Below are 13,825 nucleotides of genomic sequence, written 5' to 3'. Positions count from 1 at the left end.
CTCCACACCGTCTTCCCCACCTGTGAATTACACCGGTGTGATTCATCCCCAGGCTGGGGATGAATCTGTGGATAACTTTCACCCGTAGACGAGAACCGGCACGACGAGCAGCGCGAGCAACCCGACCGCGACGCCGATGAGCAGCCACATCTGCGTGCGCTGCTGTGCACGCGCCCGCGTGCGCGCGAAGATGTACGCCACCAGGGCTCCGACCAGCCCGCCGCCGATGTGCGCCTGCCAGGAGATGTTCGATCCCGGCAGGAAGGTGATCACCAGGTTCAGCCCCAGCAGCACGGCGATGGCCGTGACGTTGACCCCGAGATGCCGGCCGATCACGAACATGGCCCCGAGCAGTCCCCACACGGCGCCCGAGGCTCCGACGACCCAGGTTCCGGGCGCCAGCAGCGACACCAGCACCGAACCGCCCAGGGCGCTCAGCAGGTAGAGCGCCAGGAACCGCACGCGCCCGAGCAGCGGCTCGAGGCTGCGACCGAGCGCCCACAGCGCCAGCATGTTCAGTGCGACGTGCCAGAGGCTCGCGTGCACGAGGGTGACCGTCAGCAGCCGCCAGGGCTGGAACCCGATGCCGGGGAACAGGAACGCGCTGTTGAAGGCCAGGTACCCCTGGACGATGTTGCCGATCCCGGGGATCAGGGTGACGAGGTAGGTCAGCGACGTCACGATGACGATCGCGTACGTCACCAGGGGCCGCGAGTCGGCGGCGCGCGCGCGCACCGACCCGCGACGCCGTGGCATCCGCGTGACCTTCGCGGCCTGCTGCTGATCGCGCAGGCACTCCGGGCAGATCACCCCGACGGGCATCTGCGTCTGGCATTCCGGGCAGATCGTGCGCAGGCACCGCTGGCACAGCACGAAGCTCTGCCGATCGGGATGCCGGTAGCAGAAGTTCTCCGGATTGGTGCGGAAGTCCGCGGAGGCCACGCTCGGACTCAGCCGATCGTCAGACGGCGGCGACGTCGATCGACGAGATCACGACGGGCTCGATCGGACGGTCGCCCGCACCGGTCGGGACCTTCGCGATGGCGTCGACGACCGCGCGCGAGGCGTCGTCGGCGACCTCGCCGAAGATGGTGTGCTTGCCGTTGAGCCACGGGGTGGGGTCGGTCGTGATGAAGAACTGCGACCCGTTGGTGCCTTCGACCTTGCCGGTGATGGCGTTGCGGCGCAGTCCGGCGTTGGCCATTGCCAGCAGGTACGGCGCGCTGAAGGTCAGCTCGGGGTGGATCTCGTCGTCGAAGGTGTAGCCGGGGCCGCCGACGCCCTGACCGAGCGGGTCGCCGCCCTGGATCATGAAGCCGGGGATGATGCGGTGGAAGATCACGTCGGTGTAGAGCGGGCCTTCGCCCGGCTTGCCGGTGGCGGGGTCCGTCCACGCTCCGGTGCCGTCGGCCAGTCCGATGAAGTTCTGCACCGTGCGGGGTGCGTGGTCTCCGAAGAGATTGACGACGATGTCGCCGTGGTTGGTGTGCAGGGTCGCGACCGCGGTGGGGAGTGCCATACCTAACATTCTCGCAGAGTTATGCGCAACCCCTCCCGCGCCTGGACAGGTCTGGCAAGATAAGGAGAAACGTCTCCGAGCGATAAGGGAGGGCCACCTCGTGAGCCTCAGCCGCAAGCGCAAGAAGGAACTCCGCAAGCTCCAGAAGCAGGCCAACACGCTGTGGGAAACGCAGCAGGTGCTCGTCGGTGAAGCGGCCAACGTCGCAAAGGAAGCCGGGCGTCAGCTCGGCCACTACAACCGTGAGCGGGTCATGCCCGTCATCAACGACACCTACAGCCACTACGCCGCACCGTACGTCACGAAGGCCGCCAAGGTCTCCCGCACGGTGCTGAACGACAAGGTCGTCCCGGCCGCGGGCGCCGTCGTCGGCTCCGCGATGTCGGTGTGGGATGCCGCGAACGACACGCGTGCCCGTGTGGCCGCCGGCCGTGGGTTCGCCGCCCCCGATGTGGCGAAGTACTCCAAGAAAGCCGACAAGTACGGAAAGGACGCCGCGAAGAAGATCGCCAAGAAGATCTCCGTCGTCGCGCCCGAGCCGAAGAAGCGCATGGGTGCCGGCAGCGTCATCGCCCTCATCCTGGGTGCCGCCACCGCTGCCGGCGTCATCTACGCCGCGTGGCAGACGCTGCGCGCCGACGACGAGCTGTGGGTGGCGGACGACCCGCTGAGCGCCCCCGACGCGTGACCGTCGAACCCGACGCCCTTTCTCGAGCCCGCGACGCCGCACAGGCGCGCGGGCTCGAGGTGTCTTTCCGGGAGCGTCCGGCAGCGCGGAGCCTCGCCGAGGCCGCGGCCCTGCTGGGGCTGCAACCACGCGACATCGTGAAGACGCTCGTGGTCAAGCGCAGCGACGGCAGCTACCTGTTCGCACTCGTCCCCGGGGACCGGGTGATCTCCTGGCCGAAGCTGCGCGCGGTCGTGGGCGTGAACAAGCTGCGCCTGCCCGACGCGGACGACGCGCTGGCAGCCACCGGTTATGAACGCGGCACCATCGTGCCGATCGGCAGCACCGTGGACTGGCCCGTGTATGCCGACGAGCGCATCGTCGGCACGCGCATCGCGATGGGCGCCGGTGCGCCCGGGTACAGCCTGTTCGTCGACGCCGACGCCCTCATCGCCGCCTACGGGGCCACTGTGGCCGACATCTCCGCCGAAGAGCCGGCATCCCTCAACTGAGACCCGCCATCTTCAGGGCGATGTCGACGAGCTTGACCCGCTGCAGCAGCCCCACGCCGGCGAGATCGAACCACTCGGCCCGGTCGGTGGAGCCGTCGACCTCATCGCGCAACCGGCCGCCGGTCACCCGCGCGCGGTAGACGATGCGCAGCGTGTGCAGCGGCTCCGTGGCCTCGGTCAGCCGTCTGCCCACCGGGATCACACGGGAGTGGATGCCGAGCAGGTCGCCGACCTCGACCCGGTAGCCGGTCTCCTCCCGCACCTCCCGACGCACGGTCTGCACGGGGTCCTCCCCCGGCTCCATCCCGCCACCGGGCATGGTCCACCCCGAACGGCCCTTGTCGTTCCAGTGCGCCAGCAGCAGCCGCTCCTCATCGTCGGTGATGACGGCGTAGGCCGCGACGCGCAACTCCATCCCGTGACTCTACCGGCGCGAGAGCAGGGCAGCCGCCGCGGGGGATCGAGCATCTCTCGATCGGCCGTGTGAGTCGCCGCTCACATGGCGGGGGTGGGCTGTGCGGGAAGCTGCGACGGGTCGTCTTTGGCGGAACGCTCCTGGCGCTGAGAACGGCCGGTGTCGCCCGCCCCGCACGCACTGATGCAGAGAACCCCGGAATCACGGGGATTCCGGGGTTCTGTCCGACTGTGGAGCCTAGGAGATTCGAACTCCTGACATCCTGCTTGCAAAGCAGGCGCTCTACCAACTGAGCTAAGGCCCCGGGGCTGTGTTGTGGGGCTACCAGGACTTGAACCTGGGACCTCTTCATTATCAGTGAAGCGCTCTAACCGCCTGAGCTATAGCCCCGTCTGCCGCGATTTCTCATCGGCAACCTCCAAGACTTTACCCGACGCGACCCGGTTTCACGAAACCGAGTCGCGCCCGGGCGCGTCAGTTGGAGGTGAATCCGACGAGCAGGCCGCCGGTGATCTTGACCATGAGGTTGTAGATGCCGGCCACCACGGCTCCCATGACGGTCACGACGATGAGGTTCAGGATCGCGATGATCGCGGCGAAGGCCATCACCTGCGGGAGCCCGATGAACGACGTCAGCGACACGGTGCCGTCGGTGAAGGCGACGAACAGCTCATCGACCTTGGCCAGCAGGGTGGTCGCCTCGAGCACCATGTACACCAGGAAGATCGACACGACCGTGACGATCGCCAGGGCCACAGCCGCCAGGAACGACAGCTTCACCGCGGACCAGAAGTCCACGTAGACCAGGCGCAGCCGCACCTGCTTGGAGCTGGGTCTGCTGGAGGACTTCTTCGCCAGCTTGTCGGCTACCGTGCTCATGCGTCAGTACTCTCTTCCGGGATCTCGGGGGACGTGGACCCGCTCGCGGGTTCGGCCGCCGGAGCGTCGGGTTCGGCGGCGGCCTCAGCGGCTTCAGCCAGTCCGCGCTCACCGTTGCGTGCGATGGCGAGGATGCGGTCGTCCTCGTCCGGTCGGGCGAAGACGACACCCATGGTGTCACGACCCTTGGCGGGCACCTCGGCCACGGCAGAGCGTACCACCTTGCCGCTGGCAAGAACCACGAGGACCTCGTCCTCCTCACCCACGATCAGGCCGCCGGCGAGGTCACCGCGGTCCTCGTTGAGCTTGGCCACCTTGATGCCGATTCCGCCACGTCCCTGCACGCGGTATTCACCGATCGCGGTGCGCTTGGCGTAGCCGCCCTCGGTGACGACGAAGACGTATCCGTCGTCATGGGCCACCGATGCCGACAGCAGGCTGTCGTCACCGCGGAACGACATGCCCTTCACGCCCTCGGTGGAGCGCCCCATCGGGCGCAGCGACTCGTCGGTGGCGGTGAAGCGCAGCGACATGCCGTGGCGGGAGATGAGCAGGATGTCATCCGTCTCGTCCACCAGCAGCGCGCTGACCACCTCATCGTCCTCGCGCAGGCGAATCGCGATGATGCCGCCCTGGCGGTTGGTGTCGTACTCGGTCAGGCGGGTCTTCTTGACGAGACCACCGCGGGTGGCGAGCACGAGATAGTTCGCCGCGGCGTAGTCGCGGATGTCGAGGATCTGGGCGATCTCCTCATCCGGCTGCAGCGCGAGCAGGTTCGCCACATGCTGGCCCTTGGCATCGCGCCCGGCCTCGGGCACCTCATAGCCCTTCGACCGGTACACCCGGCCCTTGTTGGTGAAGAACAGCAGCCAGTGGTGGGTCGTGGTGACGAAGAAGTGCTCCACGACGTCATCGGCGCGCAGCTGCGCACCCTTCACGCCCTTGCCGCCGCGGTGCTGCGAGCGATAGTTGTCGCTGCGCGTGCGCTTGATGTAGCCGGCGCGGGTGACGGTGACGACCATCTCCTCCTCGGGGATGAGGTCCTCGATCGACATGTCGCCGTCGAATCCGTGCAGGATGTGCGTGCGCCGCTCGTCGCCGAACTTCTCGACGATCCCGGTGAGCTCGTCCCGGATGATCTCGCGCTGGCGCAGCGGGCTGGCGAGGATGCTGTTGTAGTCGGCGATCTTCGTCTCGAGCTCGGTGGCCTCGTCGACGATCTTCTGCCGTTCCAGGGCGGCCAGTCGACGCAGCTGCATCGACAGGATGGCATCCGCCTGCTGGTCGTCGATCTCCAGCAGCACCTTCAGACCCTCGCGGGCCTCGTCGACCGTCGGCGAGCGGCGGATCAGCGCGATCACGTCATCGAGGGCGTCGAGCGCCTTCAGGTAGCCGCGCAGGATGTGCATGCGGTCTTCGGCCTCGCGCAGGCGGTAGCGCGTGCGACGGACGATGACCTCGACCTGGTGCTCGATCCAGTACGACACGAAGCCGTCCAGCGGCAGCGTGCGGGGCACGCCGTCGACGATCGCCAGCATGTTGGCGCCGAAGTTCTCCTGCAGCTGCGTGTGCTTGTAGAGGTTGTTCAGCACGACCTTCGCGACCGCGTCGCGCTTGAGCACGATCACGAGGCGCTGCCCGGTGCGGTCGGAGGTCTCATCCCGGATGTCGGCGATGCCGCTCAGCTTGCCGTCACGGGCGAGGTCGCGGATCTTCGCCGCGACGTTGTCGGGGTTGACCTGATACGGCAGCTCGGTGACGACGAGGCAGGTGCGTCCCTGCAGCTCCTCGACGCTGACGACGGCGCGCATCGTGATCGAGCCGCGGCCGGTGCGCTGGGCTTCGCGGATGCCGCGGGTGCCGAGGATCTGCGCGCCGGTGGGGAAGTCGGGGCCGGGGATGCGCTGCATGAGCGCTTCGAGCAGCTCCTCACGTGTGGCATCCGGGTTCTCCAGGGCCCACAGCGCACCGTCGGCGACCTCGCGCAGGTTGTGCGGGGGGATGTTGGTGGCCATGCCGACTGCGATGCCGACCGAGCCGTTGACGAGCAGGTTCGGGAACCGCGCCGGCAGCACCGAGGGCTCCTGGGTGCGGCCGTCGTAGTTGTCCTCGAAGTCGACGGTCTCTTCGTTGATGTCGCGGACCATCTCCAGCGCGAGCTGGGCCATCTTGGTCTCGGTGTATCGCGGAGCGGCGGCGCCCATGTTGCCGGGCGACCCGAAGTTGCCCTGCCCGTCGGCCAGCGGATAGCGCAGCGACCACGGCTGCACGAGGCGCACGAGCGCGTCGTAGATGGCGCTGTCACCGTGCGGGTGGTACTGACCCATCACCTCGCCGACGACGCGCGCGCACTTGGAGTAGGCCTTGTCGGGGCGGTAGCCGCCGTCGTACATGCCGTAGATCACGCGGCGGTGCACCGGCTTGAGCCCATCGCGCACGTCGGGCAGCGCGCGCCCCACGATGACGCTCATGGCGTAGTCGAGGTAGCTCCGCTGCATCTCGACCTGGAGGTCGACCTGGTCGATGTTGCCGTGCTCGTACCCGTCGATCGGGGCCGGGCGCTTGTCGTCAGTCATTCTGTTCTCTCAGTCCGGTGATCTCGGTCCGCTGGTCGATCGCGGCGTGCAGAGCACGGCCGCGTCGAGACCACGTCAGATGTCCAGGAAGCGCACGTCCTTGGCGTTGCGCTGGATGAACCCGCGGCGCGCCTCGACGTCCTCGCCCATCAGCACCGAGAAGATCTCGTCCGCTGCGGCGGCGTCATCGATGGTCACCTGGCGCAGCGTGCGGGTCTCCGGGTCCATGGTGGTCTCCCACAGCTCCTTGGCGTTCATCTCGCCCAGACCCTTGTAGCGCTGCACGCCGTTGTCCTTGGGGATGCGCTTGCCGGCGGCGACGCCCTCCGTCAGCAGCGCATCTCGCTCACGGTCGCTGTAGACGTACTCGTGGTCGGAGTTCGTCCACTTGAGTCGATACAGCGGCGGCTGGGCGAGGTAGACGAAGCCCGCCTCGATGAGCCCGCGCATGTAACGGAAGAGCAACGTCAGCAGCAGCGTCGTGATGTGCTGACCGTCGACATCGGCATCCGCCATCAGCACGATCTTGTGATACCTGGCCTTCTCCACCGAGAAGTCCTCGCCGATGCCGGTGCCGAAGGCGGAGATCATCGCCTGGATCTCGGCGTTGCCCAGCGCCCGGTCGAGCCGCGCCTTCTCGACGTTGAGGATCTTGCCGCGCAGCGACAGGATCGCCTGACGCTCAGGGTCGCGGCCGCTCACGGCCGAGCCGCCGGCCGAGTCCCCCTCGACGAGGAAGATCTCGCTGATCGAGGGATCCTTGCTGGTGCAGTCCTTGAGCTTGTCGGGCATGGATGCCGACTCGAAGACGCTCTTGCGTCGCGCCGTCTCGCGGGCCTTGCGGGCAGCCAGACGCGCCGTGGCCGCATCGATCGCCTTGCCGATGACGCGCTTGGCCTGTCCAGGGTTGCGATCGAGCCAGTCGGTGAGCTTGTCGCCCACGACCTTCTGCACGAACGCCTTCGCCTCGGTGTTGCCGAGCTTCGTCTTGGTCTGCCCCTCGAACTGCGGCTCAGACAGCTTCACCGAGATGACCGCGGTGAGACCCTCGCGGATGTCCTCACCGGTGAGGTTGTCGTCCTTCTCCTTGAGCATGCCCTTCTCGCGGGCGTACCGGTTGACCAGCGTGGTCAGCGCGGCACGGAAGCCCTCTTCGTGGGTGCCGCCCTCGTGCGTGTTGATGGTGTTGGCGAAGGTGTAGACGTTCTCGGTGTAACTCGTGGTCCACTGCATGGCGAGTTCCAGCGCGATGTGGCGCACGGTGTCCTCCGACTCGATCTCGATGATCTCGTCGTTGACGACCTCGGCCTTGCGCACCTTGTTGAGGTACTCGACATAGTCGACCAGGCCGCGCTCGTAGTGGAAGTCGTCGTGGGGCTGCTGCTCCTCGGATGAACCGTCGGGCAGATCCACGGTGTACACGGAATCCGGACGCTCGTCGCGCAGTGTGATGCGCAGTCCCTTGTTCAGGAACGCGGTCTGCTGGAAGCGGGTGCGCAGCGTGTCGTAATCGAACTGCACGGTCTCGAAGATGGTGTCGTCGGGCCAGAACTCGATGGTCGTCCCGGTCTCGTTCGTCTCCTCGGCGCGGGCCAGCGGGGCCTGGGGCACGCCGCCGTCGCGGTAGGTCTGACGCCAGGCGTAGCCCTGACGCTTGACCTCGACCTCGAGGCGGCTCGACAGCGCGTTGACCACGGACGAACCCACCCCGTGCAGACCACCCGACACGGCGTATCCGCCGCCGCCGAACTTGCCGCCGGCGTGCAGCACGGTCAGCACGACCTCGACGGTGGACTTGCCCTCGGAGCGATGCATGTCCACGGGGATGCCGCGGCCGTTGTCGACCACGCGCAGACCGCCGTCGGCGAGGATCGTGACGTGGATGGTGTCGCAGTACCCGGCCAGCGCCTCATCGACGGAGTTGTCGACGATCTCGTAGACCAGGTGGTGCAGACCACGCTCACCGGTCGAGCCGATGTACATTCCGGGACGCTTGCGGACCGCTTCGAGTCCCTCGAGCACCTGGATCTCGTCGGCACCGTACTCGCTGTTCGCGGCCGGCGCGGTCCGCGAGTGGTGTTCTTCGGAAACGCTGTCGGGATTCTGAGACGTCATATGTTTCGAGCGCTCCACATCGATCGTGCGTGAGGGTCCAGTCTATCGGGTTTCGGCCGCCGATCTGCCTCTGAATGCCCCTGTGGCGCGCTGAAATCGATCGGAACAGTGCAGATCGTGGGTCACCCGTAGGTATCGCGAGGACCGCGCCCTGGAATCGCTCTGCGACCCCATTTCCAAGAGGGGACGTCCGGCCCGATGAACCGGATGCTCGTGACACCCGCTTCCGGGAAGCGTCGGACGATCTCCGACACGATCGTCGCTCGCATCAGGGTGAGCTGGCGCGCCCAGGCCGTCGAGTCGCACTGCACGGTCAGCACCCCGTCGCCGAGAGCGACGGGCGAGGCGTGCTGGGCGGTCTCCGCGCCGGCGACCTGTTCCCACTGCAGCACGAGGTCTTCGCGCGCGAGCTGCGAGTTCCATCCGGAGGCACGGGTGAGGTCTGCCATGACATCGCCCAGTCCGTGGGGATCGCGTCCCGGCGCGAACGGCGCGTTCTCGTCGTCGACGGGTCGGCGACGACGCTTGCGGGAGACGCGGTGCACCGGCTCGAGGCCACGCAGCCGCATGTAGGTGGCGATCGTCTCGGGAACGCGGTCCGGCTCAATCATCGATGGGCTCCAGAATGCGGCCGGCCTCCACCCGCACTGTGCGGGCGCGCAGCGCGTCGGGCACATCGGCCTCGACCGCGGCGGTGACGACGACCTGCTCGTAGCCGGCCACCAGTGCGGCCAGTCGCGTGCGCCGGTCGGCGTCGAGTTCCGCGAACACATCGTCGAGGATGAGCACCGGATCGCCCAGGCGTGATTCGGCACGCAGGAGGTCGGCCGAAGCCAGTCGCAGGGCGAGGGCGACCGACCAGGACTCGCCATGCGACGCGTAGCCCTTCACCGGCAGGCCGCGCACCCGCATCAGCAGGTCGTCGCGGTGGGGTCCGGTCAGCGTGAGTCCGCGTTCGAGCTCGGCCGAGCGTCGGGTCGCCAGCGCGGTGCGGAAGAGGGCCTCCACCGCGGTGGCATCGGCCGCGGTGGCCGCCGACGCGGCATCCTCCTCGGGGTCGGCGCCGTCGACGGACAGCGCCCACACCAGCTCGGGACGGTGGTCCGCCCCTGCGATGGCCTCGTACGAGGTGGTGAGGGGGCCCGTGAGCTCGGTTGCCAGGGCGAGCCTCGCGCGGATCACCTGAGTGCCAAGCGTGACGAGCTTGTCGTCCCACACATCGAGGGTCGTGAGGGCGTCGCCGCGCACACCCCGGGCGCGCGCGGACTTCAGCAGGGCATTGCGCTGCTTGAGCACGCGGTCGTAGTCGGCCAGAACGCCGGCCATGCGCGGCGTGCGCTGCGTCAACAGCTGATCGGCGAATCGCCGCCGTGCCGAAGGATCGCCCCGGACGATCTGCAGGTCTTCGGGGGCGAACAGCACCACCTGCGCGTAGCGCGGGAGTTCGGCGGGCTTGACCGGCGAGCCGTTCACCCTCGCCTTGTTCGATCCCTGCCGGTTCACCTGCGCTTCGAGCTGCACCCGTCGCTCGCCATGCGCGAGGCGGGCCCGCACGATCGCGGCATCCGCGCCGTGCCGCACCATCGGCGCGTCGTTGGAGACGCGATGCGATCCCAGGGTGGCGAAGAACGCGATGGCCTCGACCAGATTCGTCTTGCCCTGCCCGTTGCGTCCGACGAAGACGTTCGCGCCCGCCGACAGCGCGACGTCGGCGGCCGCATAGTTGCGGAAGTCCACGAGGCTGAGCTGCTCGACGATCACCGAATCACCTTAGTTCGCGGCTCTGACAGTCGACTCGGCCGCTGTGCGGCTGCCGGCCGACTCAGCGCAGCAGGAGGTTGGGCTGCAGCAGGTACTTGAACGAGTTCTCGCCGCCCTTGTCGACCGACGTCTGCGCCGTGATCAGCACCGGGCTGAGCTTGTTGGCGTTGTCGCTGGAGGTGAAGGTGATGCGTGTGAACTCGCTGCGCACGGCGCCGAGCGCCTCGATCAGGTACTGCGGGTTCAGACCCAGTGTCACGTCGTCGCCGACGAGCGTGGCATCCACCGACTCGGTGGCGCGAGCCTGCTCGGTGCCGGATGCGTCCATGGACACGCCTTCGGCGGTGAAGGTGAACCGCAGCGGCGCCGAGCGGTCGAGCACGAGCGAGACACGGCGGACGGCCTCGACCAGCTCGGCGGTGTTGACGACGGCGTGGTGCTCGGTCTGCTCGGGGAACAGGCGACGCACGGGCGGGAAATTGCCCTTGATCAGCAGCGAGGTGACCGTCTTGTTGCCGGCGGTGAAGGCGATGATCTCGCGATCGCCGGATCCCGAGAAGGCGATCGAGATGTCGCCGGAGTGGGCGAAGGTCTTGCCGACCTCGGTGAGCGTGCGGGCAGGGACGAGCGCGGTGGTGGCTTCGTCGCTCGCGGCGGAGCCGCCGTCCCACGGCAGCTCGCGAAGCGCGACCCGGTAGCGGTCGGTGGCGACCAGGCTCAGCTGCGTGCCGGAGACCTCGAGCTGCACACCGGTGAGCACCGGGGTGACGTCGTCGCGGGATGCCGCGAAGGCCACCTGGGCGATGGCGGTGGCGAAGTCATCGGAGGGCACCAGGCCGGACTCGCCCGAGACCTCGGGGATCGCGGGGTACTCCTGCACCGGCATCGACGACAGCGTGAAGCGGGCCGAGCCGCACGTCAGCAGGATGCCGCCGTCTTCCTCGAGACTCATCTGGATCGGGGCGTTGGGGAGCTTGCTCGCGATATCCGCCAGCAGACGACCGTGCACCAGGATCGTGCCGGGCTCGTCGACGGTCGCCTCGATGGTCGTGCGGGCCGAGGCCTCGTAGTCGAACGCCGACAGGGACAGGCCCGTTTCCGTGGCTTCGATCAGCACGCCGGCCAGGATCGGCTGCGGATTGCGCTGCGGCAGAAGCTTCACGACGAACGACACGGCCTCGCTGAACACATCGCGATTGACGTGGAACTTCACTGGTGCTCCCTTGACGGCGGGTAGGGCCTCCCATGCTAGTGCCCTCGCTGCGCAAGCCCGGAAGTGGCGGCCCTCGCCGGTCACGGTGATGGACCGGAGATTTCATTGAGATGGTTCTGTCATCTTGTTAACAGCTGTGGAAACTGTGGATAACTTCGCCGATCGCAGTCGAGACAGGGGAACTACACGCGTGTGACTTGTGAAAAAGCTGCGGATGAGCGTGATTACGCGGGTCTGCGGCGAATGACAGAAAACTCTTGTCGTCCACAGGTCGGCACGATCGACTCACAATCTGCCCGGCGCGTCTCACATTTATCCACAGGTTTTCCACACTGTGCAGAACGGCATGTTGGGGCCTTGTCGGGGGCATGTCAAGCGGCGCGATCGCGAATATTCGCGGTTCGGACCATGCCGCCGAGGGCATGGTCCGCCGGTGGCGGTATCGACGGGCGCCGGTGGGGCCGAGGAGGGACGTCGACGCGCGTCGTGCAGGGACGTGGATGTGCGCCGGTGGGGACCCGACGGCCCGACGACGAGCGGCAGGGGTGCCGGCGAGGGTGGCCAACGGCGCCGACGCGTACGGAAGGCGCGCGGAGAAGACGGGACCGTCGAGCGGCCTCCGGGCGTGGGCTTCAGCCGGGCGTCAGCGCCCGTTGCGCCCCAGTTGCGTCGTGATCTCGGACACCTGGTTGTAGATCGAGCGACGCTCCTTCATGAGCTCGCTGATCTTCTTGTAGGCGTACATGACCGTGGTGTGGTCGCGGTTGCCGAACAGCTGGCCGATCTTCGGCAGCGACAGGCTGGTGCGCTCTCGGCACAGATACATGGCGATCTGTCGCGCGGTGGCGACGGCCTGCGACCTGCTCGAGCCATAGAGGTCGTCGACGGACAGGCGGAAGTACTGCGCGGTGGCCGTGATGATGTCGGTGGGCGAGACCACGTTGGCGTCATCGTGGTCGACGATGTCGCGCAGCACGGTCTGTGCCAGCGCGATATCGAGCGGCGAGCGGTTGAGGCTTGCGAACGCGGAGACGCGGATCAGTGCGCCTTCGAGCTCGCGGATGTTCGAGGAGACCTTCGTCGCGATGTACTCGAGGACCTCGTCCGGAACCAGCAGTCGCTCGGACTGGGCCTTCTTGCGCAGGATCGCGATGCGGGTCTCGAGGTCGGGCGCCTGCACGTCGGTGATCAGGCCCCACTCGAACCGGCTGCGCATGCGGTCCTCGAACCCGGTGAGGTGACGAGGCGGAACGTCGCTCGTGATCACGACCTGCTTGTCATGGTCGTGCAGCGTGTTGAACGTGTGGAAGAAGGCTTCCTGCGTCTCGGCGCGACCCTGCAAGAACTGGATGTCGTCGATGAGCAGGATGTCGACCTCGCGATAGCGCGCCTGGAACGCGGCGCCGCGGTTGTTGGCGATCGAGTTGATGAAGTCGTTCGTGAACTCTTCGCTCGACACGTACCGCACTCGGATGCCGGGGTAGAGGCTGAGTCCATACTCGCCGATGGCATGCAGCAGGTGGGTCTTGCCCAGTCCCGAGTCGCCATAGATGAACAGCGGGTTGTAGGCCTTCGCCGGCGCCTCGGCCACGGCCACCGCGGCGGCGTGTGCGAAGCGGTTGGACTGACCGATGACGAAGTTGTCGAAGGTGTACTTCGGGTTCAGCCGGGTGTCGTTGCGCGAGGGCGGGGCGATCGGCTCCGGCTCCTCCAGAACGGGGTTGCGCGCGACGAGCGGGGCAGGCGGCGCGGCGACCGAGATCTGCGACACCGGTGCGTTCAGGTGCGCATCGGCGAGTTCAGGGTTGACCACGACGCGGAAGGCGCTGGCAGCAGGTTCGGCATCGGCGCGCGTCAGCGCTTCGAGGATCGGAGCACGAAGCCGCTTGTTGAACTGTGCCGCGGTGAGCTCATTGGGCACGTCGAGATACAGCGTTCCACCCATGACGCCCTGGGCCACGGCGAGGCTGAGGAACCCCTGCAGCTGCGGGGTGACGCGCTCGTCGTGGGTGAGTTCGTCGAGCACGGCTCTCCAGACCGGGACGTCTGGTAGCTCGGGCTGTGACATTGCGACTCCGGGGATCGATGCGCGGTGGCATCCGCCGCACTCGGAGGGCGGGCCTGTGGATAACGTGCGGCTGCAACGCTAATCACGGTGCGCGCCTCAA

General features: G+C 67.4%; 12 protein-coding genes and 2 tRNA genes. 2 read left to right on the top strand and 12 right to left on the bottom strand.

Going from position 1 to position 13,825, the window contains the following annotated elements:
• Window positions 1-78 precede the first annotated feature (78 nt).
• Window positions 79-942, bottom strand: coding sequence for a rhomboid family intramembrane serine protease (locus QNO26_RS00070; protein WP_257532486.1), 864 nt, complete (start codon window positions 940-942; stop codon window positions 79-81).
• A gap of 19 nt (window positions 943-961) precedes the next feature.
• The gene (locus QNO26_RS00065; RefSeq protein ID WP_257532484.1) at window positions 962-1,519 is read right to left on the bottom strand and encodes a peptidylprolyl isomerase; all 558 of its coding nucleotides are present in this window, start codon (window positions 1,517-1,519) and stop codon (window positions 962-964) included.
• A 100-nt stretch (window positions 1,520-1,619) separates the two neighbouring features.
• Between QNO26_RS00065 and QNO26_RS00060 the strand changes: the two genes are divergently transcribed.
• Complete coding sequence (locus QNO26_RS00060) at window positions 1,620-2,207, top strand: DNA helicase (RefSeq protein ID WP_257638570.1); 588 nt, start codon at window positions 1,620-1,622, stop codon at window positions 2,205-2,207.
• A complete protein-coding gene (locus QNO26_RS00055) occupies window positions 2,204-2,698 on the top strand; it encodes an aminoacyl-tRNA deacylase (RefSeq protein ID WP_257532480.1) in 495 nt (164 codons plus the stop codon). Before QNO26_RS00060 ends, QNO26_RS00055 begins: the two co-directional genes overlap by 4 nt.
• On the opposite strand, the gene QNO26_RS00050 is transcribed toward QNO26_RS00055, so the two are convergent.
• From QNO26_RS00050 to dnaA, 10 genes are all read right to left on the bottom strand, one after another.
• Window positions 2,691-3,113 carry an NUDIX hydrolase gene (locus QNO26_RS00050; protein ID WP_257532478.1) on the bottom strand — a complete coding sequence of 141 codons (423 nt, stop codon included), beginning with the start codon at window positions 3,111-3,113 and terminating at the stop codon, window positions 2,691-2,693. The two genes, QNO26_RS00055 and QNO26_RS00050, sit on opposite strands and share 8 nt — an antisense overlap.
• A gap of 231 nt (window positions 3,114-3,344) precedes the next feature.
• Window positions 3,345-3,417 (bottom strand) — tRNA-Ala (locus QNO26_RS00045).
• A gap of 12 nt (window positions 3,418-3,429) precedes the next feature.
• A tRNA-Ile gene (locus QNO26_RS00040) sits at window positions 3,430-3,503 on the bottom strand.
• Window positions 3,504-3,587: 84 nt separating this feature from the next.
• On the bottom strand, window positions 3,588-3,992 hold the full coding sequence (locus QNO26_RS00035) for a DUF3566 domain-containing protein (protein ID WP_257532475.1): 405 nt from the start codon (window positions 3,990-3,992) through the stop codon (window positions 3,588-3,590).
• Window positions 3,989-6,568, bottom strand: a complete 2,580-nt coding sequence (gyrA, locus tag QNO26_RS00030) for a DNA gyrase subunit A (RefSeq protein ID WP_257532473.1) — start codon at window positions 6,566-6,568, stop codon at window positions 3,989-3,991. The genes QNO26_RS00035 and gyrA overlap by 4 nt, the downstream gene beginning before the upstream one ends.
• Before the next feature lie 75 nt (window positions 6,569-6,643).
• Window positions 6,644-8,683, bottom strand: a complete 2,040-nt coding sequence (gyrB, locus tag QNO26_RS00025) for a DNA topoisomerase (ATP-hydrolyzing) subunit B (protein ID WP_257532471.1) — start codon at window positions 8,681-8,683, stop codon at window positions 6,644-6,646.
• 122 nt (window positions 8,684-8,805) lie between these two features.
• Entirely contained in the window at window positions 8,806-9,294 is a 489-nt protein-coding gene (locus tag QNO26_RS00020) for a DciA family protein (RefSeq protein WP_257532470.1), read from the bottom strand.
• Window positions 9,287-10,444, bottom strand: coding sequence for a DNA replication/repair protein RecF (gene recF / locus QNO26_RS00015; RefSeq protein ID WP_257532467.1), 1,158 nt, complete (start codon window positions 10,442-10,444; stop codon window positions 9,287-9,289). The genes QNO26_RS00020 and recF overlap by 8 nt, the downstream gene beginning before the upstream one ends.
• Window positions 10,445-10,505: 61 nt before the next feature.
• Window positions 10,506-11,657 (bottom strand): DNA polymerase III subunit beta, encoded by a 1,152-nt coding sequence (gene dnaN, locus QNO26_RS00010; RefSeq protein ID WP_257532465.1) that lies wholly within the window; start codon window positions 11,655-11,657, stop codon window positions 10,506-10,508.
• A 643-nt stretch (window positions 11,658-12,300) separates the two neighbouring features.
• Entirely contained in the window at window positions 12,301-13,725 is a 1,425-nt protein-coding gene (gene dnaA / locus QNO26_RS00005; RefSeq protein WP_257532463.1) for a chromosomal replication initiator protein DnaA, read from the bottom strand.
• Window positions 13,726-13,825 lie beyond the last annotated feature (100 nt).

The sequence above is a fragment of the Microbacterium sp. zg-Y1090 genome (assembly GCF_030246945.1).
GTDB classification, from domain to species: Bacteria; Actinomycetota; Actinomycetes; order Actinomycetales; family Microbacteriaceae; genus Microbacterium; species Microbacterium wangruii.
Note: the sequence above shows the minus strand (reverse complement) of the source record. Positions and strands in the feature narration are given on the sequence as shown.